General features: G+C 70.9%; 21 protein-coding genes and 1 tRNA gene. 18 read left to right on the forward strand and 4 right to left on the reverse strand.

Translation table 11 applies throughout. From position 1 onward, the window contains the following. Positions 1-158: 158 nt before the first annotated feature. The 10 genes from rplU to IM778_RS08150 all read left to right on the forward strand — a co-directional run bounded on the left by rplU (position 159) and on the right by IM778_RS08150 (position 7,087). Positions 159-467 carry a 50S ribosomal protein L21 gene (rplU, locus tag IM778_RS08105; protein ID WP_194411498.1) on the forward strand — a complete coding sequence of 103 codons (309 nt, stop codon included), beginning with the start codon at positions 159-161 and terminating at the stop codon, positions 465-467. Between the two features lie 33 nt (positions 468-500). Then, on the forward strand, positions 501-758 hold the full coding sequence (rpmA, locus tag IM778_RS08110) for a 50S ribosomal protein L27 (RefSeq protein WP_194411499.1): 258 nt from the start codon (positions 501-503) through the stop codon (positions 756-758). A 102-nt stretch (positions 759-860) separates the two neighbouring features. Beyond that, complete coding sequence (obgE, locus tag IM778_RS08115; RefSeq protein ID WP_194411500.1) at positions 861-2,366, forward strand: GTPase ObgE; 1,506 nt, start codon at positions 861-863, stop codon at positions 2,364-2,366. Beyond that, positions 2,363-3,202, forward strand: coding sequence for a glutamate 5-kinase (gene proB, locus IM778_RS08120; protein WP_194411501.1), 840 nt, complete (start codon positions 2,363-2,365; stop codon positions 3,200-3,202). Before obgE ends, proB begins: the two co-directional genes overlap by 4 nt. Then, complete coding sequence (locus IM778_RS08125; RefSeq protein WP_194411502.1) at positions 3,202-4,461, forward strand: glutamate-5-semialdehyde dehydrogenase; 1,260 nt, start codon at positions 3,202-3,204, stop codon at positions 4,459-4,461. The genes proB and IM778_RS08125 overlap by 1 nt, the downstream gene beginning before the upstream one ends. Positions 4,462-4,515: 54 nt before the next feature. Then, positions 4,516-4,740 carry a hypothetical protein gene (locus IM778_RS08130; protein WP_194411503.1) on the forward strand — a complete coding sequence of 75 codons (225 nt, stop codon included), beginning with the start codon at positions 4,516-4,518 and terminating at the stop codon, positions 4,738-4,740. A gap of 9 nt (positions 4,741-4,749) precedes the next feature. Further along, on the forward strand, positions 4,750-5,346 hold the full coding sequence (gene nadD, locus IM778_RS08135; protein ID WP_194411504.1) for a nicotinate-nucleotide adenylyltransferase: 597 nt from the start codon (positions 4,750-4,752) through the stop codon (positions 5,344-5,346). Then, entirely contained in the window at positions 5,343-6,563 is a 1,221-nt protein-coding gene (locus IM778_RS08140; RefSeq protein WP_194411505.1) for a hypothetical protein, read from the forward strand. The genes nadD and IM778_RS08140 overlap by 4 nt, the downstream gene beginning before the upstream one ends. Further along, on the forward strand, positions 6,563-6,940 hold the full coding sequence (rsfS, locus tag IM778_RS08145) for a ribosome silencing factor (RefSeq protein ID WP_194411506.1): 378 nt from the start codon (positions 6,563-6,565) through the stop codon (positions 6,938-6,940). Before IM778_RS08140 ends, rsfS begins: the two co-directional genes overlap by 1 nt. A 71-nt stretch (positions 6,941-7,011) precedes the next feature. Next, positions 7,012-7,087, forward strand: a tRNA-Ala gene (locus IM778_RS08150). Positions 7,088-7,164: 77 nt separating this feature from the next. Here IM778_RS08150 and IM778_RS08155 read toward each other — a convergent pair. Continuing rightward, on the reverse strand, positions 7,165-8,091 hold the full coding sequence (locus tag IM778_RS08155) for an Lrp/AsnC family transcriptional regulator (RefSeq protein ID WP_194411507.1): 927 nt from the start codon (positions 8,089-8,091) through the stop codon (positions 7,165-7,167). A 219-nt stretch (positions 8,092-8,310) separates the two neighbouring features. On the opposite strand from IM778_RS08155, the gene IM778_RS08160 reads away from it, so the two are divergent. The 8 genes from IM778_RS08160 to IM778_RS08195 all read left to right on the forward strand — a co-directional run bounded on the left by IM778_RS08160 (position 8,311) and on the right by IM778_RS08195 (position 18,670). Further along, the gene (locus IM778_RS08160) at positions 8,311-9,633 is read left to right on the forward strand and encodes an MFS transporter (protein WP_194411508.1); all 1,323 of its coding nucleotides are present in this window, start codon (positions 8,311-8,313) and stop codon (positions 9,631-9,633) included. 70 nt (positions 9,634-9,703) lie between these two features. Beyond that, positions 9,704-11,395 carry an amidohydrolase gene (locus tag IM778_RS08165; RefSeq protein WP_194411509.1) on the forward strand — a complete coding sequence of 564 codons (1,692 nt, stop codon included), beginning with the start codon at positions 9,704-9,706 and terminating at the stop codon, positions 11,393-11,395. Beyond that, a complete protein-coding gene (locus IM778_RS08170) occupies positions 11,392-13,053 on the forward strand; it encodes a thiamine pyrophosphate-binding protein (protein WP_194411510.1) in 1,662 nt (553 codons plus the stop codon). The genes IM778_RS08165 and IM778_RS08170 overlap by 4 nt, the downstream gene beginning before the upstream one ends. Further along, positions 13,050-14,024, forward strand: coding sequence for an agmatinase (speB, locus tag IM778_RS08175; RefSeq protein WP_194411511.1), 975 nt, complete (start codon positions 13,050-13,052; stop codon positions 14,022-14,024). Before IM778_RS08170 ends, speB begins: the two co-directional genes overlap by 4 nt. A gap of 91 nt (positions 14,025-14,115) precedes the next feature. Then, entirely contained in the window at positions 14,116-14,592 is a 477-nt protein-coding gene (locus IM778_RS08180) for a VOC family protein (protein ID WP_194411512.1), read from the forward strand. After that, on the forward strand, positions 14,589-15,746 hold the full coding sequence (locus IM778_RS08185; protein WP_194411513.1) for a PQQ-dependent sugar dehydrogenase: 1,158 nt from the start codon (positions 14,589-14,591) through the stop codon (positions 15,744-15,746). The genes IM778_RS08180 and IM778_RS08185 overlap by 4 nt, the downstream gene beginning before the upstream one ends. 16 nt (positions 15,747-15,762) lie before the next feature. After that, positions 15,763-17,442 carry an acyl-CoA dehydrogenase family protein gene (locus tag IM778_RS08190; protein ID WP_194411514.1) on the forward strand — a complete coding sequence of 560 codons (1,680 nt, stop codon included), beginning with the start codon at positions 15,763-15,765 and terminating at the stop codon, positions 17,440-17,442. A 31-nt stretch (positions 17,443-17,473) separates the two neighbouring features. Beyond that, positions 17,474-18,670: a glycoside hydrolase family 3 N-terminal domain-containing protein gene (locus tag IM778_RS08195; RefSeq protein ID WP_194411515.1), complete on the forward strand. Its 1,197-nt coding sequence runs from the start codon at positions 17,474-17,476 to the stop codon at positions 18,668-18,670. 1 nt (position 18,671) lies between these two features. Here IM778_RS08195 and IM778_RS08200 read toward each other — a convergent pair whose 3' ends face one another. Genes IM778_RS08200 through IM778_RS08210 form a run of 3 tightly spaced genes read right to left on the reverse strand, consistent with a single transcriptional unit; the run spans position 18,672 to position 21,356 of the window. Continuing rightward, entirely contained in the window at positions 18,672-19,541 is an 870-nt protein-coding gene (locus IM778_RS08200) for a 3-methyladenine DNA glycosylase (RefSeq protein ID WP_194411516.1), read from the reverse strand. 22 nt (positions 19,542-19,563) lie between these two features. Beyond that, on the reverse strand, positions 19,564-20,277 hold the full coding sequence (locus tag IM778_RS08205; RefSeq protein ID WP_194411517.1) for an SOS response-associated peptidase: 714 nt from the start codon (positions 20,275-20,277) through the stop codon (positions 19,564-19,566). Positions 20,278-20,315: 38 nt separating this feature from the next. Beyond that, complete coding sequence (locus IM778_RS08210) at positions 20,316-21,356, reverse strand: App1 family protein (RefSeq protein WP_194411518.1); 1,041 nt, start codon at positions 21,354-21,356, stop codon at positions 20,316-20,318. Positions 21,357-21,360: the final 4 nt, after the last annotated feature.

Here is a 21,360-nt window from a genome sequence, read left to right on the forward strand (position 1 = left end):
GCGTGCGCCGCGCCCGTCGCGCCGGACCGGCCGGAACCCGCAGCTTTTGCGGTGGTCTCCCGCATCCGGTAAAGTAGCTCTTTGGTGCGTCGAGAAATCCGCACCACGTCTTTCGTGACATCCCGAGCGCGTGCGCTCCCAGAAGAAACAGGTGTGAAGTGGTTTACGCAGTTGTGCGCGCCGGCGGCCGGCAGGAGAAGGTCGAGGTCGGCACGATCGTCGTCCTCGATCGTCAGGCGGCGAAGATCGGTGACAAGATCGAGCTCCCCGCGGTGCTCTACGTGGACGGCGACACCGTCACCACCGACGCCGACAAGCTCTCGAAGGTCACCGTGACCGCCGAGGTCCTCGGCGAGGAGCGCGGCCCGAAGATCGTGATCCAGAAGTTCAAGAACAAGACCGGCTACAAGAAGCGCCAGGGGCACCGTCAGGACCTCACGCGCGTCAAGGTCACCGGCATCAAGTAAGTCCGCCCGAGCAGGCAGAGAAGAGACGCAGAGATGGCACACAAGAAGGGCGCAAGCTCCACCCGCAACGGTCGTGACTCCAACGCGCAGCGCCTCGGCGTGAAGCGCTTCGGCGGTCAGGCCGTCAACGCCGGCGAGATCCTCGTCCGTCAGCGCGGCACCCACTTCCACCCCGGCGCCAACGTCGGCCGCGGCGGCGACGACACGCTGTTCGCCCTGGCCGCCGGTGCTGTCGAGTTCGGCCAGAAGGGCGGCCGCAAGGTCGTCAACATCGTGGCGGCCTCGGAGTAATCCACGCAGGACGCAGACTTCCAGGAGGGGGCGGGCTTCGGCTCGCCCTTTCCCTTTATCCCTTCCCGACACCGGGAAGAACACCACACCTGAGGGGGACGCATGGTCACGTTCGTCGATCGCGTGACGCTGCACCTGCGCGCGGGGAAGGGCGGAAACGGCTGCGTCTCGGTGCGCCGCGAGAAGTTCAAGCCCCTCGCGGGCCCCGACGGGGGGAATGGCGGCCACGGCGGCGACGTCGTGCTCGTCGCTGATCCCCAAGTCACCACCCTGCTGTCGTACCACCACTCGCCGCACCGCTCGGCGGGCAACGGCGGGTTCGGCATGGGCGACAACCGCTCCGGCGCCGCGGGCGAGTCGCTCGACCTGCCGGTGCCCGTCGGCACGGTCGTGAAGGATGTCTCGGGCGAGACGCTCGTCGACATGATCGAACCCGGCATGCGCTTCGTCGTCGCGCCCGGCGGTCAGGGTGGGCTCGGAAACGCGGCGCTCGCGAGTCCGAAGCGCAAGGCGCCCGGCTTCGCGCTGCTGGGCACTCCGGGGTGGGAGGGCGACGTCCTCCTCGAGCTGAAGACGGTCGCCGACGTCGCCCTGGTGGGGTTCCCGTCGGCGGGCAAGTCGAGCCTCATCGCGGCCGTCTCGGCGGCGCGGCCGAAGATCGCCGACTACCCGTTCACGACGCTGCACCCCAACCTCGGCGTCGTGCAGGCGGGCGACGTGCGCTTCACCGTCGCCGACGTGCCCGGTCTCATCGAGGGGGCGAGCGAGGGCAAGGGCCTGGGACTGGAGTTCCTGCGTCACGTCGAGCGCTGCACGGCGCTCGTGCACGTGCTCGACTGCGCCACGCTCGAACCCGGACGCGACCCGCTGAGCGATCTCGACGTGATCCTCGCCGAACTCGCCGCCTACCCCGTCCCCGAGGGGCAGACTCCGCTGCTCGAGCGCCCGCAGGTCGTCGCGCTGAACAAGGTGGACGTGCCGGAGGCGAAGGATCTGGCCGATCTGGTGCGTCCCGACCTCGAGGCCCGCGGCTACCGCGTCTTCGAGATCTCGACCGTGAGCCACGAGGGTCTGCGCCAGCTCACCTTCGCGCTCGGCGAGATCGTCGCGGCGCATCGGGCCGAGCTCGCCGCGACGCCGGCGCCCGAGCGCATCGTGATCCGGCCGAAGGGCTCCGACAAGGAGTTCGCGGTACGGGTCGAGGGCGGCACCTACGGCAACATCTACCGCATCCTCGGTGACAAGCCGGTGCGGTGGGTGCACCAGACCGACTTCCAGAACGACGAGGCCGTCGGCTACCTCGCCGACCGCCTGGAACGGCTCGGCGTCGAGGATGAGCTCTACCGCGCCGGTGCGACCCCGGGCGCGACCGTCGTCATCGGCGAGGGCGACGGCGTCGTGTTCGACTGGCAGCCCGCGCTCTCTTCGGCGGCGGAGCTGATGACCGCTCCGCGCGGCACCGATCCGCGCCTGTACGAGGGCGGTCGCCGGACCAGCAACGAGCGCCGCGAGCAGTATCACGAGCGGATGGATGCCAAGGCCGCGGCCCGCGCCCAGCTCGAGGCCGAGCGGATCGCGAGGGCCTCGCAGGACGAGGAGGACGAGTGAGCTCAGCCGAACGCGCCGACATCCCCTCCGCGCGTCGCGTCGTCGTCAAGGTCGGCTCGTCCTCGATCAGCGGCGACGGCGCTCACCGGATCGCCCCGCTGGTCGATGCCCTCGCGGCAGCGCACGCGCGCGGCACCGAGGTCGTGCTCGTGTCGTCGGGTGCGATCGCGACGGGGATGCCGTTCCTGCTGCTCGACGAGCGCCCGAGCGATCTCGCCACACAGCAGGCGGCGGCAGCGGTCGGGCAGAACGTCCTGATCTATCGCTACCAGGAGGCGCTGCGGCCGTTCCGTATCGTCGCGGGGCAGGTGCTGCTCACGGCCGGCGATCTCGAGAACGCCACGCACCGCTCCAACGCGCGACGCGCGATGGAACGGCTGCTGGGGCTGCGCATCCTCCCTATCGTCAACGAGAACGACACCGTCGCCACGCACGAGATCCGCTTCGGCGACAACGACCGGCTCGCGGCCCTCGTCGCGCAGCTGATCGGGGCCGACGCGCTGGTGCTGCTCAGCGACATCGACTGCCTGTACACGCGCCCGCCGGACGAGCCGGGGGCGCTTCCCATCCCGCGCGTGGCCTACGGCGCCGACCTGCACGGCTTCGAGTTCGGCTCGGTGGTCGTCAACAGCGTCGGCACCGGAGGGGCGGCGACGAAGGTCTCTGCGGCACGCCTGGCCGCCGCATCCGGGATCGGCGTGCTCGTCACGAGCGCCGATCGCGTGGGCGAGGCGCTGGCCGGCGCCGAGATCGGCACGTGGTTCCAGCCGAACCCCGAGCCCGCTGCGGCCCCGGTGACGGGTCCGGTGCGCACCGCCGTCGATAAGCTGGGCTGATGACGATCACCGCCACGACGGCACGGGAACGGATGCTGCTCGCCAAGGAAGCGGCACGCACGGTCGGCCTCCTCGGCGACGAGGCCAAGCGCGACGCGCTGCTGGCCATCGCCGACGCGATCGAAGCCGCTGCGCCGGAGGTCGTCGCGGCGAATGCCGAGGATCTGCGCCGCGGCCGCGATACCGGGCTCTCGGAGGCATTACAGGATCGGCTCCGCCTGGACGAGCCGCGCGTCGCGGCACTGGCCGCCGCAGTGCGCGAGATCGCCGCGCTGCCCGATCCGGTGGGCCGCGTCCTGGACGAGCGCACGCTGGCCAACGGCGTGTCGCTGACCAAGGTCGCGGTGCCGTTCGGTGTCGTCGGCTCGATCTATGAGGCGCGGCCGAATGTGACGGTCGACATCGCCGCGCTCGCGCTGCGGTCCGGCAACGCGGTGGTGCTGCGCGGTGGGACCGCCGCCGAGCACACCAACGCCGCACTGGTGCGCGCGATGCGCGAGGCGCTGGCAGCGCGCGGAGTCGACCCTGAGGCCATCCAGACGGTCGACGAATTCGGCCGCGAAGGCGCACGGGAGCTGATGCAGGCGCGCGGGATCGTGGACGTGCTGGTGCCGCGGGGCAGCGCCCAGCTCATCGAGACGGTCGTGACCGAGTCGTCGGTGCCCGTCATCGAGACCGGCGCGGGCGTCGTCCACATCGTGCTCGACGAGACGGCGCCGCTCGAGTGGGCGCGTGACATCGTCGTGAACGCCAAGGTGCAGCGGCCGAGCGTGTGCAACGCCGTCGAGACCGTCCTCGTCCACCGCGGCGCCGCGCAGCGACTCGTCGGACCTGTGGTGGCCGCACTCCAGGAGCAGGGCGTCACCGTCCACGGCGACGCCGCCGTGCAGGACCTCGCCTCGGGCGTGGCGGCGGCGACCGACGAGGACTGGGCCGCGGAGTACCTGAGCCTGGACGTGGCGATGCGCGTGGTCGACGACCTCGACGACGCGCTCGCGCACATCCGCCGATATTCGACGCACCACACCGAGTCGATCGTGACCCAGGATGCCGCGAGCGAGGAGCGATTCCTCGCCGAGGTGGACTCGGCCGTGGTGATGGCCAACGCGTCGACGCGCTTCACCGACGGTGGCGAGTTCGGCTTCGGCGCCGAGGTCGGCATCTCGACGCAGAAGCTCCACGCACGCGGCCCGATGGGGCTGGCCGAGCTCACCAGCTCCAAGTGGCTCGCGCGCGGTGCCGGACAAGTCCGCGCGTGAGGCATAAACTGGACCAGTCCTGCGCCCCTTGAGGCGAACCCGAACGGAGCCCGAATGACACTCGCCACGATCATCGCCCTCGCCGCCGAAGAGACGGAGTCCCACGGCAACGTCGCGCTCGAGACCGTCGGCTACGGCATCGTGGCACTGGTGGTCTTCGCCGGACTGGCGCTCGTGACGGTGTCGTACCGCAACGTGGCCAACCGGCACTCGCGCAAGGCCGATGCCTACGCGAGGGCCCACGCGAACGACGTCCAGCGAGCGGGGCACGGCCACTAGGCCGACTGCATGTCGGTGACGGGTGCCCCGAGGATCGGGGTCATGGGTGGGACGTTCGATCCCATCCATCACGGTCACCTGGTCGCCGCCAGCGAGGTGGCGCAGTGGTTCGACCTCGACGAGGTCGTGTTCGTCCCCACCGGACGACCATGGCAGAAGGAGGAGGTCTCGCCGAGCGAGCACCGGTACCTGATGACGGTCATCGCCACGGCATCCAACCCCCGTTTCACGGTGAGCCGCGTCGACATCGACCGCTCCGGACCGACGTACACCATCGACACGCTCCGCGATCTGAAGGCTCTGCGCCCGGATGCCGAGCTGTTCTTCATCACGGGCGCCGACGCCATAGCGCAAATTCTCAGTTGGAGAGACCATGATGAGTTATGGGACCTCGCCCATTTCGTCGCGGTGTCACGTCCGGGGCACGTCCTGAACACCGATGGACTGCCCAGCGACGACGTCAGCCAGCTCGAGATCCCCGCCCTCGCCATCTCGTCGACGGACTGCCGTGACCGGGTGACGCGAGGACACCCGGTGTGGTACCTCGTGCCCGACGGGGTCGTCCAATACATTGCGAAGCATCATCTCTACCGGAGCAAGGAATGAGTACACCCGAGCAGCCGGCAACGCCACCCCTGACGCGCAAGCAGTTGCGCGAGATCCGCAACACCGGCTCCACGCCGGTGATCGCGACCGCGCCGCCTGCGGATGACGCGCCGACCCCCACTCCGCCTCCGACGCCGCAGCCGACTCCGTCGGTTCCGGTCAACGCGGCGCCTTTCCCGCGCCCAGCCGAACCGCCCGTGATCCCGCCACCGCCGGTGGCGGACTCGGCGGTCGACCTGGGCGTCTCGCCGCTCACCCGCCGCCAGGCGCGCCAGCAGGAGAAGATCCGCACCGCCTCTGTGCCGGTCATCACTCCGGAGGTCGTCGCCGCGCACGCCGCGGCCACGGGTTCGGCTCCGTCCTTCGCGCCGCCCGCCACTCCCGCGCCGGCTGCTCCTCAGCCGCAGCGTTCGCCGTTCTCCGCCCCGGAGGAGGCGAGCTCGCAGGTGAGCACCGAGAGCGGCATGCACGCACTCTTCGGGCTGCCGCGCACGCAGAGCGAGCCTCGTGAGGAGGCCGACGCGTCGGTGTGGGCGCGGCCGGCCCCGCAGCCGACGCCTCAGCCCGAGACGCCCGTCGCCGAGGCACCCGTTGCCGAAGTGCGGCCGGTCGAGAGCGCCGCGGTGCTGGACGAGAGCGAGGAGGCCTCGATCCACGAGGTCCTCGGTGGCTCCGCGCGTGACGAAGACCAGCACGACGAGCCGAAGGCCGTCGTGAGCCCGATGCTCGGTGCGGAGCTGCTCAGCGGCGACCCGTCGGCTCCCGCGCCCGTCGCGGCGCCCGAGCTGCCGGCATCCTTCGACCAGCTGCTCTCGCGGTCGACCGGGGCGATCTCGGCGCCGAATGCGCTCATCGTCTCGCAGGCGCCGGAGGTGTCGCAGCTCGTCGGTCCCGTCACGGCGACCGGCGAGGTGCTGGTCACCGGCACGTTCAATCTCCCCGAGGGGCTGGGTTCGACCGGTCACGCGAAGGGGACCGCCGACGGCAAGGAGATCGACGCGACACTGGTCGACGGCGAGCTGCCGTCGCACTCGTCGCCCACCCCGATCGCGGCGAGCGCCGCGGTGAGCACCGTCAAGATGCCCGGTGAGGTCATCAAACCCCCGACGCCCGAGAAGGGCAACCGACTCATGATGTCGCTTGCGATCACGGCGGGTGTCCTCGCGATCGCGCTCGTCGGCGTCTTGATCCTCGCGTTCGCGACAGGAGCCCTCTGATGACCGCGAGTGCGCAGTCCCACGACATGCTGCAGATCGCCGCAGCTGCGGCGGACGCGAAGGGCGGCGAGGACCTCGTCGCCCTCGACGTGTCGGGGCCGCTGCCGCTGGTCGACATCTTCCTGTTGGTCACCGGGCGCAACGAGCGCAATGTCGCCGCCATCGCGGACGAGATCGAAGACAAGCTGCTCGAGGCGGGCCACAAGCGGCTGCGACGCGAGGGGCGCCAGGAGTCCCGATGGGTGCTGATCGATTTCGGCGATCTCGTCGTCCACGTGTTCCACGAGCAGGAGCGCGTCTACTACGGTCTGGAGCGCCTCTGGAAGGACTGCCCCGTCGTGCCGGTGCACCTTCCCGCGCACGCCACGGAGGAGTGACCGTGGTTCGAAGCACCGCGCGGGATGTTGTAAGCTAGACGAGTTGCCCCGCGCTCCGCGGGAAGACATCCGGGCCTGTGGCGCAGCTGGTAGCGCACCTGCATGGCATGCAGGGGGTCAGGGGTTCGAGTCCCCTCAGGTCCACCAAAATTCTCGGTCAAGCACCGAATCTTCGCTCCCTGATCGGGGAGACCGAACCTCTGGTGATGACACGGTCCGCCCCGCTATCCGCCGGTCGATCCGAGCGGCTGCGGGACGCCGCCGCCTGCCGGTCGAAGTGTGCGGGCGTAGTCCTCCTTGAGGACCGCGAGGTGGAACCAGGCCTCGAGATGCGCGACGCCGGGGATCGCCCGGATCCGCTCCAGACTGGCGTAGAGCGCACCGGCCGACGGCTCCACGAGGGTCGTGACCACATCGAAGCGTCCGAGCGTGCGCGCCGCGAAGTCGACGCCGCGCCACGTGCGCAGCGCCTCGGTCACGCGGTCGTCGGTGCCGGCGAGGTTGAGGCCGACTCCCATCGAGAGCTGGCGGTGCGCCAGTCCGCGTGCCTCGACGGCGCTGATCTTGATGACGCCGCCGTCGACGAGCCGCTGGACACGGGTGGTCACAGCGGAGGGGGAGAGGCGCACCGCCTCACCGAGCGCGCGGTAGCTCTTGCGGCCGTCGCGCTGCAGCTGCTCGATGAGGGCGGTGTCGATCGCATCGATCGTGACGTCGCCGCGGTATTCCGACACGAAGAAGCCTTTGACCACGTCGGTGTAGATGAGGGTGTTGATGTCGGCGACTCCCGGGAGCGCGCGCATCTCGGCGAGCAGGTCGTGCAGCGCCGGCATCGATCCGAGCCGCACCTCTGTGACCAGGTCGTGCGCTCCACCCACCGCCGAGACGAGCACGGTCTCGCTGAGGCCACGCAGGTGCTGCGCGACGGGCTCGACGCCGCCGCGCGTGCGGATCGACACGTGCGCCAGCACGTGCTGCCCGAGGAAGACCGGGTCGACGGCGGCGACCACGCGCACCGTGCCGTCGGTCAGCATTGCATTCAGCCGGGCGGAGACCGAGGCACGCGACTGCCCGAGCCGGCCGGCCAGCGTATGGATGCTGGCGCGACCGTCGATCTGCAGCTCGCGGATGAGTTCGGCGTCGAAATCCATCGCGATCCTCGATTCGTCGAGATTCCCTAGATCGCACGTCCAGGTGCGCAGAATCCGAGTGTAGAGCCCCTTTCGTCGGACGTGATGCGATGATCTGAACGAAATGACGAGCAGAACACTAGTGGAGTGCGCTGGAGGCTGGAGTTCTGCCCTTGCCAGCGGCATCCGTTCGTCCCTAGCATCCATCGCACCCCGACATTTCCCCGCAAAGGAGCGGTCATGACTTCCACCACCAGCAGGGCGCGGCGCGCAGGGATCGCCGCGTTCGTGGGGACCACCATCGAGTGGTACGACTTCTACATCTATGCGACCGCCGCGGCGCTCGTGTTCGGACCCTTGTTCTTCCCGAGCGGCGACCCCTTGGCCGAGACCGCCGCGGCGTTCGCGACGTTCGCGGTCGCGTTCCTGGTCCGCCCGCTCGGCGGCATCATCTTCGGCCACATCGGCGACAAGCTCGGGCGTCGCGTGTCGCTCGTGATCACGCTGCTGCTGATGGGCATCGCGACCGTGCTCGTCGGATGCCTTCCCACCTACGAGACGATCGGGATCGTCGCCCCGATCCTGCTGATCCTCCTGCGGGCGCTCCAGGGCCTCGCGGTGGGAGGCGAGTGGGGTGGGGCGGTGCTGATGAGCGTCGAGCACGCCCCGGCCGGCAAGAAGACGTTCTACGGCGGCTTCACGCAGCTGGGCAACCCGGCCGGCGCGCTGCTGGCCTCGGGCGTCTTCGCGATCATGTCGCGCTTCGGCGAGGACTTCATCCTGAACGGCGGGTGGCGCATCCCGTTCCTCCTGTCGGTCGTGCTCATCGCCGTCGGCTTCTGGGTGCGTTACCGGGTCGAGGAGTCGCCGGTCTTCGAGCAGAAGGTCGAGGGCCGCAAGCAGACCATGCCCCTCGCGTTCGCGCTGCGCGTCAACTGGAAGCCGATCCTGCTGGGCATCGGCCTGCTGCCGATCTCGACCGGCGGCTACTACCTCGCCACCACGTTCGCGACCTCCTACGCGACCGGCGAGCCCATCAGCATGAGCGCGCAGGTCATCCTCGACGCCATGACGATCGCCTCGTTCATCGAGTTCGTCGTGACCCTGCCGGTCGCGTGGCTCGGCGACAAGTGGGGCCGCAAGAACATCATGTACATCGGACTGGTGACCTCGGTGCTCACGTTCGTGCCGTTCATGCTGGTGCTGCCGGGCAAGGTGGAGCCTGTCATCTTCCTGATGGCGTCGCTCGTGCGCATCGCGATGAGCGCCACATACGCGCCGATCGCCGCGATCCTCGCGCAGATGTTCCGTCCGCAGGCCCGCTACACGTCGATCGCGCTGTCGTATGGCGTCGGCGCCGCGATCTGGGCCGGGTTCTCGCCCTGGTTCGCCACGATGCTGATCGCCTGGACCGGCAGCATCTGGTCGGTGCTCGGGATGTTCGTCGGCATGGCCGCGCTCTCCGGCCTCTGCACGTGGCTCGCGCCGCAGCACTCTGACGAGGCGCCCGTGACGGACTCGTTCACGCCGCGCACCGACACCACGACGGCCCGCACCATCTGACTCGCCCCGGGCCGGACGGTTGCACCGCGCGCCCGCCCGGCCCGGGCTCCACTGCACCTGTGAGGACAGCATGAGAAAGCTCGCCCCGTTCGACCGCCCCGCGCAGCAGACCCCGCGTCTGGTGACGGCCGGCGCGATCCACACCGTCGACGCCGAGGGCAGCACCGCCGCCGCGATGCTGACCGACCGCGGCCGGATCGTCGAGATCGGCACGGCGCAGCAATGCTGGGATGCCGCCGCCGCGCTGCGCCTCGACCCCGAGGTCGTCGACCTCGGTGACGCGGTGATCGTGCCCGGGTTCGTCGACGCTCACGCGCACCCGCTCATGTACGGTCAGCTCATGACCTGGGTGGACTGCGGGCCCGAGAAGGCAGGCAGCATCCCCGAGATCGTAGCGCTGCTGAAGACTGCCGCCGCCGACCTGCCCGCGGGCCGGCCGGTGCGCGGGTACGGCTACGAGCATCGCAACCTGGCCGAGCAGCGGCATCCGTCCCGGTTCGAGCTCGATGAGGTCGCGAGCGATCGCGAGGTGTACCTGATGAACGCGTCGGGTCACGGCGGCGTCGTGAATTCGTACACGTTCGAGCTCAACGGCGTCGACCGCGACACCCCCGACCCCGAGGGCGGCACGATCTTCCGCGATGCGGGCGGCGAGCTCACCGGCGAGATCTCGGACGCCGCGTGCAACATGCTGACCGGTGTTCACGGTGTGAAGATCGGCCACCACGGCCCGAACTTCCATCTCGCGGACGAGCCGGACGAGCACTTGCGGCAGCTGGATGTCGCGACCCGGCGCTTCCTCGAAGGGGGAGTGACGACGATCGGCGATGCGCAGGTGTCGCGGCGCGAGTTCGACATGTACCTGCGGCTCGCCGAGGCCGGCCGCCTGGAGCTGCGAGTGTCGATGTACCTGCTGTCGCACCTGCTCGACGAGGCGCTCGAGATGGGACTCGTCGGCCAGTTCGGCAACGCGCACCTGAGCTTCGCCGGCATCAAGCTGTACGCCGACGGCACGCTCGGCGGCTGGACCGCCTACTTCCCCGACGGCTACGTCGGCGACCCGTGCCGCACCGGTCAGCTGTACCACGAGCCTGCGGAATACGCCGAACTGATCCGTAAGGCGCATGCCGCGGGCCTGCAGACGGCGACGCACGCTCAGTCACCGACGGCGATCGAGATGGTCGTGTCGGCGATCGAGAGGGCGCTCGCCGAGCGGCCCGACGACGACGCGCGGCACCGCATCGAGCACTGCGGGCTGCCGACGCCCGAGCAGATCCGGCGCATGGCGGCAGCCGGCATCCGCCCTGTCAACCAGACCCAGCACTACTTCAACTGGGGTGAGGGCGTCGAGCAGGCGATCGGCACGCCGGGCGAGCGGTTCAACCCGCTCGGCGAGTTCGTGGCCGAGGGGGTGCCGATCACGATCTCGTCGGACGCGCCGGTCGCAGAGCCGATCCCGCTCGAGGCGATCCAGACGGCCGTGACCCGTGAGACCCGACGGGGTCACAAGCTCGGTCCCGACGGCCTGCGGGTGTCGGCGGCGGCGGCGCTGCGCGCGCACACGTACGAAGGCGCCGTGTCGATCGGCCGCGAGGACGATCTGGGTTCGCTCGAGGCCGGCAAGTACGCCGACTTCGCGGTGCTCGGCGGAGATCCGCTCGCGGTCGACGCGGCCGAGATCTCGCAGATCCCCGTGCTCGAGACGTGGGTGGGCGGCGAACGTATCTACGCGTCGGCGCGCGTCGGGGAGCTGGCGACATGAGCGCCGACGACACCGCGGCCCCGTACTCCGACACCACCGGCCGGGCGGTGCTCGAGACGGTGCGCAACTACGGAGTGACGGCCGTGTTCGGCATCCCTGGCACGCACAATCTGGAGTTGTACCGTCCCCTTGCCGACCTCGGACTGCGCGCCGTCACCAACCGGCACGAGCAGGGGTCAGGCTACGGCGCCGACGGCTGGGCGCAGCAGACAGGGCTGCCGGGCGTCGTGATCACGACGTCGGGGCCGGGCCTTCAGAACGCCATGAGCGCGATCGGCACCGCGTTCTGCGAGTCGCGGCCGCTGCTCGTCATCTCGCCGGGCGTGGCGCTCGGGGCCGAGTTCCGCGACGTCGGCACGCTCCACGAGACGAAGGATGCCACCGCGATGGTCGGCGCGGTCGCGGAGTGGTCGCGGCGAGTGACGAGCGGGACGGATGCCGTCGATGCGGTCCACGAAGCGTTCGCGCTGTTCCGCACCGGGCGTCCGCGCCCCGTGCACATCGAGATCCCGATGGACGTGCTGGAGTCGCCGGCCGACGTGCCCGCGGCGGCGCGCGCCGCCCGGCCGGCGCCGGCGCCCGTGCGCGGCGACCCTTCGGCGGTGCGGGAGGCGGTGGCGCTGTTGAGTGGAGCGGAGCGCCCTGTCATCGTCGCGGGCGGAGGGGCGTCCCGCGCCGGTCGGCCCGTCACCGCACTCGCCGAGCGGCTGGGTGCACCGGTGCTCACGGCGCTCAACGGCAAGGCCGCCGTCGACGAGCACCACCCGCTGTCGCTCGGCTCGAACCTGCGTCTCGAGGCCGCACGACGGGTTGCGGAGGATGCCGATGTTCTCCTCGTGCTCGGTTCGAAGCTGGGCGAGGCGGAGCTGTGGGCGCCCGCGCTCGAGGCGCGCGGCGCCGTCGTTCGCGTCGACATCTCGGCCGCTCAGCTGCACAAGAACCTGGACGCGACGGTCGGCATCGTGGGGGACTGCGCCGCCGTGGTCGAGGAGCTGCTCGTCGGGATCGCAGAAGAGCCGCGACCCGCGCGTGACGTGGCGGAGGAACGGGCCGCGATCGCTGCGGAGACCCGCGCGATCCTGCCCGAGACGGTGGCATTGGCCGAGACGATCGCGGCGGCTCTGCCACCGGATGCCATCGTGGCGGGCGACTCGTCGCAGATCGTCTACATGGCGCTCGCCAACGTGCTCCGCCAGTCCGCTCCGCACTCGCTGCTGTACACCCCGACCTACGCGACGCTGGGCTACGGACTGCCCGCCGCCATCGGTGCGCGCATCGCCCAGCCTGCCGAGGGCGGTCGTCCCGTCGTCGCCGTGGTCGGCGACGGGGCCTTGATGTTCTGCCTCAACGAACTCGCCACCGCGGTCGAGCAGCGACTCGACCTCACCGTCGTGTGCGTCGACAACGGCGGGTACGCCGAGATCAAGCAGAACGAGGTGGACCGCGGCATCCGTCCCGTCGGCGTCGATCTCGTTCAGCCCGACTGGGTCGCCCTCGCGAACGCGTTCGGCGCGACCGGCCGGCGCGCTTCGACGGCCGACGAAGTCGGGTCGGCGCTCGCCGCGGCGATCGACGCCGGTGGCGTGCAGCTCGTCCACATCCCGCAGAGCCACGGCGCAGGGAGCGCCCAGTCCTCCACCCCGAGAGGTGAGTCATGACCGAACACCAGGAGCCCGTGGGTCCCGTCGACGCGTCCGTCTACCCCCGCTATGCCGGCATCGCGACCTTCGCACGCCTGCCCCGCATCGAGGAAGTGCCGCGCGCCGACATCGCGATCATCGGCATCCCCTTCGACACGGGCGTCAGCTACCGGCCCGGCGCCCGGTTCGGCCCGTCCCATGTGCGCGAGTCGTCGCGCCTGCTGCGTCCCTACAACCCCGCGCAGGACGTGTCGCCCTTCGCCGCGGCGCAGGTCGTCGACGCAGGCGACATCCCGGCGAACCCGTTCCATATCGAGGCTGCCGTCGCCGACATCGAGACCGCGGCGGTCGAGCTGGGATCGCGGGTCGAGCGCATCGTCACCGTCGGCGGCGACCACACCATCGCCCTGCCGCTGCTGCGCGCCCTGAACAAGAAGCACGGACCGGTCGCGGTGCTTCACTTCGACGCGCACCTCGACACGTGGGACACCTACTTCGGCGCCCCTATCACGCACGGCACGCCGTTCCGCCGTGCCAGCGAAGAGGGGCTCATCGACCTCAGGGCGAGCTGCCACGTCGGCACGCGCGGCCCGTTGTACTCGAAGCAGGACCTCGACGACGACGAGCTGCTCGGGTTCTCGATCGTGTCGAGCGTCGACATCGAGGAACGCGGCATCGAGGCGGCGATCGAGCGTGTGCGCCGCCGGGTGGGCGACAAGCCGCTGTACATCTCGATCGACATCGACGTGCTCGACCCTGCTCACGCCCCGGGAACCGGAACACCCGAGGCTGGCGGCATGACGAGCCGCGAACTGCTCCGGATGCTGCGTGCCCTGAGCGATCTCGACGTCGTGGGCGCCGACGTGGTCGAGGTGTCGCCCGCGTACGACCACGCGCAGCTGACCGGCATCGCCGCGAGCCACGTCGTCTACGAGCTCGTGACGCTGATGGCAGCCCGGATCGGAGCAGGCAGGGCCGCCGGCGCGTAGGGTCGGCGCGCTCCCTCCCGGTCTGCAGCGCGCTGCCCGCACCGCACCCCCCCCATTGCGTCGACGGGATGGCGTGAGACAGGGTGAACGCATGACAGCCGTGACCCCGTTCCTCTGGTTCGACGACGCGGCAGAAGAAGCCGTCGCGTTCTACACAGAGCTCATCCCCGACTCTCAGATCGTGTCGCTGCGGCGGTACCCCGACGAGGTGCCCGGAATGGGCGGCAAGGTGATGCACGTGCACTTCCGCCTCGGCGGGCGCGACTTCCTCGCCATGGACGCGGGTCCGCAGTTCCCGTTCACCGAGGCTGTCTCGCTGTACGTCTCGTGCGCCGACCAGGCCGAGGTCGACAGATACTGGGACGCGCTGACCTCGGACGGCGGCCAAGAGCAGCCATGCGGCTGGCTGAAGGACCGCTGGGGCCTGTCGTGGCAGATCATCCCCGACCGTCTCATGGAGCTCATCCGCCACCCCGACCCCGACGTGGCGCACCGTTCGGTGCAGGCGATGCTGAAGATGCGCCGCATCGACATCGCGGCGCTCGAGGCGGCCGCGGCGGGCGGATGACGCGGCACGGAGCGCGTGGCGTGGCCGTGGCGGCGTGCCTGGTGGCGGCGCTGCTCGCGGCATCCGCGTGCGGTCCGTCCTCGCCCGGTCCGGTGCCCTCGGCCGCCGATCCGAGCCTCGAGCCCGGATCTGCCGCGCCGACGACGTCCCCCGACGCCGACGGTTGGTGGCGCGCAGGAGAAGTCGCGACGCTGGCGACGGGACTCGCCGCTCCGTGGTCGGTCGTGCCGCTCGAGGGCGGGGGAGCGCTCATCTCGCAGCGGGATGACGGCCTCATCCGCGAACTCGGCCCGGACGGGGCGCTCCGTGATGTCGGCGTGGTGGACGGCGTGGTGTCCGGGGGTGAGTCGGGGCTCCATGGGCTCGCGTTGCACGCGGACGGCGACGACACGCTGCTGTACGCGTACTTCGGCGCGGAGGCCGATAACCGGGTGGTGCGGATGCCGCTGCTCGGCGCGCCCGGCTCGTTCGAGCTGGGCGCCGCCGAGGTCGTGCTCGACGGCATCCCGCGTGCGAGCACGCACGATGGCGGGCGTCTCGCGTTCGGCCCCGACGGCTATCTCTACGTGACGACGGGCGACGCCCAGCAGCGTGACGCCGCGCAGGACCTCGGTGCGCTCGGCGGCAAGATCCTCCGGGTGACGCCGACCGGTGAGCCCGCGCCCGGGAATCCGTGGGACAACGCGGTGTGGTCGATGGGACACCGGAATGTGCAGGGCATCGCGTGGACCTCGGACGGACGCATGTGGGCGAGTGAGTTCGGGCAGAACGCGTGGGACGAGCTGAACCTCATCGAACCCGGCTCGAACTACGGGTGGCCAGCCGTCGAAGGCGTGGGCGGGGCGGACGGGTACGTCGACCCCGTCGTGGCGTGGACGACCGACGAGGCGAGCCCGAGCGGCATCGCCGCGCGCGGCGGCACGGTCTTCCTGGCCGGGCTCCGCGGCGAGCGGCTGTGGGCGGTGGACACACGTGACGGCGCGCTCGCGGGGGAGCCGGTGGCGGCGCTCACCGGCGAGCAGGGGCGGCTGAGGGATGTCGTGGCGGCGGGTGACGGCTCGCTCTGGGTGCTCACCAGCAACACCGACGGGCGCGGGAGTCCCCGTCCGGAGGACGATCTGCTGCTGCGAGTGGCGGTCGTGTCCGCCGGCTGACGCTACGGTGAGACCCATGACGGCATTCGCACGCGGTCAGCGCGTCATCGGCGCCGCGACGCACTACGTCGAGAACCAGCCGCCGTGGCGGGTCGACGTCGACGAATACTCGGGCAACGCCGTGTTGCGGTCGGCGGTGGATTCGTTCGGCGCGCCGTGGGCGGACGACGACCTTCGTGAGGCGGGGCGCCTCGTCGGGTCGGCGTCGTTCCAGCGCGACGCGCACCTCGCGAACACGCACACCCCGGTCGCGCACGCGCACGATCGCTGGGGCTTCCGCCTCGACGAGGTCGAGTACGACCCGTCGTACCACCGCGTGATCGGCGAGGCGATCGCGCGTGGCGCGCACACCTCGGCGTGGGCGGACCCGCGAGCAGGTGCACAGACGGCCCGCGCCGCCATGTTCATGCTGTTCGCCCAGGTCGAGCCTGGCCACGCGTGCCCGATCTCGATGACGCACGCGGCGGTCGCCTCGATCGAGGGGTCGCCGTGGGTCGCCGACGAGTGGCTGCCCCGCCTCTACTCGCGCGACTACGATCCGCGGCTCCTGCCGGGCGAAGACAAGCGCAGCGCGCTCGTGGGCATGGCGATGACCGAGAAGCAGGGCGGTTCGGATGTGCGTGCCGGGACCACGGTCGGCGAGTCGATGGGCGGCCATGCGTACCAGCTCACCGGGCACAAGTGGTTCTGCTCGGCCCCGATGTCGGACGCGTTCCTCGTGCTCGCCCGCACTCGGCGCGGGGCGGGCGACGAGGGCCTGTCGTGTCTGTTCGTGCCGCGCGTGCTGCCGCACGGCGTGCGCAACGTGTTCCGCATCCAGCGGCTGAAGGACAAGCTCGGGAACCGGTCGAACGCGTCGGCCGAGGTCGAATTCGACGGCACGGTCGGCTTCGTGCTCGGAGAACCCGGACGCGGCGTGCGCACGATCATCGAGATGGTGCAGCGCACCCGCCTGGACTGCGTGCTCGGCACGGCCGCGGGCATGCGGCAGTCCGTGGCGGAGGCGCTGTGGCATGCGCGGGGTCGCCAGGCCTTCGGTGCGCTGCTCGTCGATCAGCCGGCGATGACCGCGGTGCTGGCGGATCTCGCACTCGAGTACGAGGCGGCGATGCTCACTGGGCTGCGGCTCGCCGAGCTGTTCGACTCCGGCGCGTCCGATCGGGACGTCGCGCTGCGCCGGCTCGCGACGCCGGTGTCGAAGTACTGGGTGTGCAAGCGCGGCCCGCACCACGCGTACGAGGCGATGGAGTGCCTCGGCGGCAACGGGTACACCGAATCGTTCCCGTTGGCGCGGCGGTACCGCGAGCAGCCCGTCATGGCGATCTGGGAGGGCTCGGGAAACGTCATCGCGCTCGACGTGCTGCGCGCCCTGACCCGCGACGCGTCGTCCGGCGAAGCGTTCGCCGACGAACTGAGCGCCACGCGCGGCGCCTCGGCCCTGCTCGACGCCCACGTCGAGAGGACCCTCGGCCTCGTGAGACGGCTCGCCGGCGCCGACCCCGCCGAGGCGCAGCCCGAGGCACGTCGGCTCAGCGAGAACCTCGCACTCGCGTTCCAGGCCTCCCTCATGCTCCGCCATGCGCCGGCGCGCGCCGCCGAGGCGTTCGTCGCGGCCCGGCTGGGGGACGATCGCGGTGCGCAGTACGGCGTGCTCCCGACGGGGACGGATGCCGCGGCCATCGTCGCGCGCCACTGACGCGGCGACGCGGCGCACGTAGGCTGACGGGGTGAGGACGTCATTCCGCGTCTCCGGCGCTGCCGCCGGAATCCTGCTCGCGCTCGGCGTCGCGCTGCCGACACCGCAGAGCGCGGCCGACACGTCGGCGGCGTCGACCGAGGTCGTGGTGCAGGCGGCCGGCGACGCCGACCTCACGGCCGCCGCCGTGGCCGCCGTCTCGGCGATGTCGGTGCAGGAGCAGGCCGCGAGTGTCGTGATGGGTCACATTCCGACGACGGATGCCGCGGCCCTGCGCAGCTACATGGAATCCACCGGCATCGGCGGCTTCATCCTGATGGGCGCGAACATCCCCGCGGACGAGGTGTCGCTGCGCGCGCTGACCGCAGCCCTCACGGTCGATCCCGCGCGGCCGCCGCTCATCGCGATCGATCAGGAGGGCGGCGATGTCTCGCGTCTTCCCTGGGACGCGTTCCCGTCGGCGCGCACGCTCAAGGACGCGCCTCCCGAGGCCTCGGAGGACGCCTTCGCCGGCCGCGCCGCGCTCGTGCGACGGGCCGGCATCGGCGTGAACTTCGGGATCGTCGCCGACGAGACGTCGGACCCGTCCTCGTTCATCTACCGCCGCGCGCTCGGGACGTCCCCGACGAGCGCGGCGGAGCGGGTGTCCGCAGCGGTGCGGGGCGAAGGGCTCACGGCGGCGTCCACGCTGAAGCACTTCCCGGGTCACGGCGCCGCACCGGGGGACTCGCACTCGTCGATCCCCTCCACCGCGATGTCGTTCGACGACTGGCGCGCGAACGACGGCCGGCCGTTCGCGGCCGGGATCGACGCCGGAGCGCCGGTGCTGATGTACGGACACCTCGCCTACACCGCAGTGGATGCCGCTCCCGCCAGCCTCTCGGCGGAGTGGCACCGCATCGCCCGCGACGAGCTGGGCTTCGAGGGCGTGGCCATCACCGACGACCTCGGCATGCTGCAGGGGTCGGGCCTCGCGCAGTACGCGGATCCGGTGGCCAACGCGGTGGTCTCCATCGCCGCGGGGAACGACATGGTGCTGACCGTCGTCGGGTCCACCCCCGAGACGGCGGTGCGCACTGCCGAGGGCATCGCCGCCGCCGTCGAGGCGGGCACGATCCCGGCCGGGCGTCTCCGGGAGGCCGCGGAGCGGGTCATGGCGCTCCGTCTGGAGCTCGCGGCCGAAGGCCGCGGTCTGCTGCCGTGTGCGGCGTGCGAGGCGGCGGGCTGAGTCAGCCCTCGGCGATGGCGAGGAGTCGCGCGCGCAGATCCTGGCCTCGCGCCGCGAAGCCGCGCTGTGCCTGCACGTACTCCGCCTTGCCGTCGGGGTCTTCGATGCGCACGGGTGCGTAGCCCCACTCCGTCAAGTCGTAGGGTGAGGCGCGCATGTCGAGCTCGCGCACGTCCCGCGCGAGTTCGAACGCGTCGAGAAGCACCTCGCCGGGCACGAGCGGACCGAGCTTGACCGCCCACTTGTAGAGATCCATGCCCGCGTGCAGGCACCCGGGCTGCTCGCGCAGCGGCTGGTCGGCACGTGCGAGCGGGGTCCGGTTGCGTGGCACCGCCTCCGGGGTGAAGAAGCGGAAGGCGTCGTAGTGCGTGCAGCGAAGCTCATGGGCCTCGACCACCGCGTCGGTGCCGGCCTGCCCGAGCCGGAGGGGGACCGGGTGACGGTGCTCGCGCTGCCGGTACACCATCGCCCATTCGTGCAGGCCGAAGCACCCGTACGACCCGGATCGTTCCCGCGTCGCGCGCAGGATCGTCGCGATGTTCGCCACGAGGCTGCCGCGCTCGTCGCGGAAGGCGCGGCCGTCCGCGACGATGGAGCCCGGCGCGGCGCCCGGCCGATACCAGCGCCACTGTGCGCGCGGGGCGGTGGCGGCATCCGCCAGTTCGACGCCTTCGCCCGGATGCCAACGCCTCAGCACCGACGGCTTGTACGAGTAGTACGTGAACAGGAAATCCTCGACCGGATGGGTCTCGTGCCGACTCGCGCGTTCGCGGTGATCGCGCGTGAGGGCGTCTGCCCGGGCGGTGTGCGCGGTTTCGCGCGCGCCCCACTCGTCGCGCGCGAGCACGACAGTGGAGGCGGTGAGAGTCACCGTACGAGAATACGCGCGGCGATCAGTCCTCGGCCGGCTCGATCAGCTCGGGGGAGTTGTTGCGCACATTGCCGACCGCCTTCGACACGACATGGTTGTCCAGGGTGCCGGCGAGAGCCGGCGCCGCGTCGATCGCGGCGTCGAGCACGTCCCGGACATTGTCGGTCGTGGGATCCAGCCACGCGTCCGCGTGGTCGGGATCGAGGAACAGCGGCATGCGGTCGTGGATGGAGCCCAGGTCGCCGACCGCGTCGCGGGTCAGGATCGTGAAGCTCAGGAGCCACCGCTCGGGGTCGTCGTCGGCTTTCGTCTTGTCGCGCCACCATTCGTACAGGCCGGCCAGGAACAGCGGCTCGCCGTCGGCCGGATGGATGTAGTGGGGGACTTTGACACCGCCCTCGGTCTTCCATTCGTAGTACCCGGAGGTCGGCACCACGGCCCGCCGCTTCTCGAGGGCGTTGCGGAACATCGGCTTGTCTTCGAGCTCTTCGGATCGCGCGTTGAAGGCGCGGGCGCCGATCTTGGGGTCCTTCGCCCATCCGGGGATGAGTCCCCAGCGCGCCGCCTCGAGGCGGCGGGTGGGCGGCTCGGTCTTCGCCGAATCCATGACGATCGCCACCCGGTCGGTCGGCGCGACGTTGTACGACGGCTCAGGAAGGTCGTCACCCTCGACATCGACGCGGAGCACGCCCACGAGGTCGGATCCGGCACTGGCCACGACGAATCGTCCGCACATGCGGCCAGCCTACGCGCGGGTGCCGACGTCGGCACGGATCAGCCGGTGGACAGCACCCCGGCGTCCTCCAGGCGTTCGAGCAGGCCCGCGCCGTCGATGTCGCTCACCCACGGCACCGCCGCTGCGGCGTGGTCGTTGACCGCGGTCCGTCCACCGGCGAGCACCGCCTCGGCGGGGGAGAGCCGGCGGATGGCGACCGCGACGACGTTCTGCGGATGCTCGTCGGTGAAGGTGGTGTAGATCTCGTCATCGTGCTGCCCGTCGTCGCCGATCAGCAGCCACCGCACGTGCGGGAACTCCTGAGCGAGGCGGCGGAGGTTCGACAGCTTGTGCGCCTTGCCGCTGCGGAACCAGCGGTCGTGCGTGGGACCCCAGTCGGTGAGGAGCAGGGCACCGGGCGGGAACACGTGGCGCCGGAGGAACCGCATGAGCGTCGGGGCGATGTTCCAAGCGCCGGTGGAGAGGTACACCAGCGGTGCGCCGGGATGATCCCGCACGACCCGCTCGAGCAGGACCGCCATCCCCGGCACCGGCTGACGCGCGTGCTCGTCGACGACGAACGAGTTCCACGCGGCCAGCAGCGGACGCGGGAGCGAGGTGACCATCACGGTGTCGTCGACGTCCGACACGATGCCGAAGTCGACATCGGGACCGACCACGAACGCGCGGGTCTCGATGGGCTCACCCCCCTCGACCGACATGGTGAAGGTCCGCCAGCCCGGCTCGAGGCGGGCCGGCAGCCGCGTGTCGATCACCCCGCCGCGATCGGCGACGACCTCGTGCTCGATGCCGCCGATGGTGACGGTCACCTGGGCGTAGCCGATCGGCACCGCGACGAAACTGCGCCAGCCGCGCACACTGGCGTACTCGCCGGACTCCGTGCGCTTGACGGGCGGCACGATCATGACGCGTCCGAGCACTCGCACCCAGTCAGGACCGGCGTAACCGGGGAACGGCGTCACCGTGGGCTTGTGGCCGCGCCGCCGGGCGCGGCGCTCTCGCCAGGAGTGGAACCGGTACTCCAAGCGCGCGAGCCAGAGGACCTTGGCGCGCGCGGAGGGGGGAGGCGTTTCGGGCATCCCC

The sequence above is a fragment of the Microbacterium cremeum genome, assembly GCF_015277855.1.
In the GTDB taxonomy this organism is placed as follows: Bacteria; Actinomycetota; Actinomycetes; order Actinomycetales; family Microbacteriaceae; genus Microbacterium; species Microbacterium cremeum.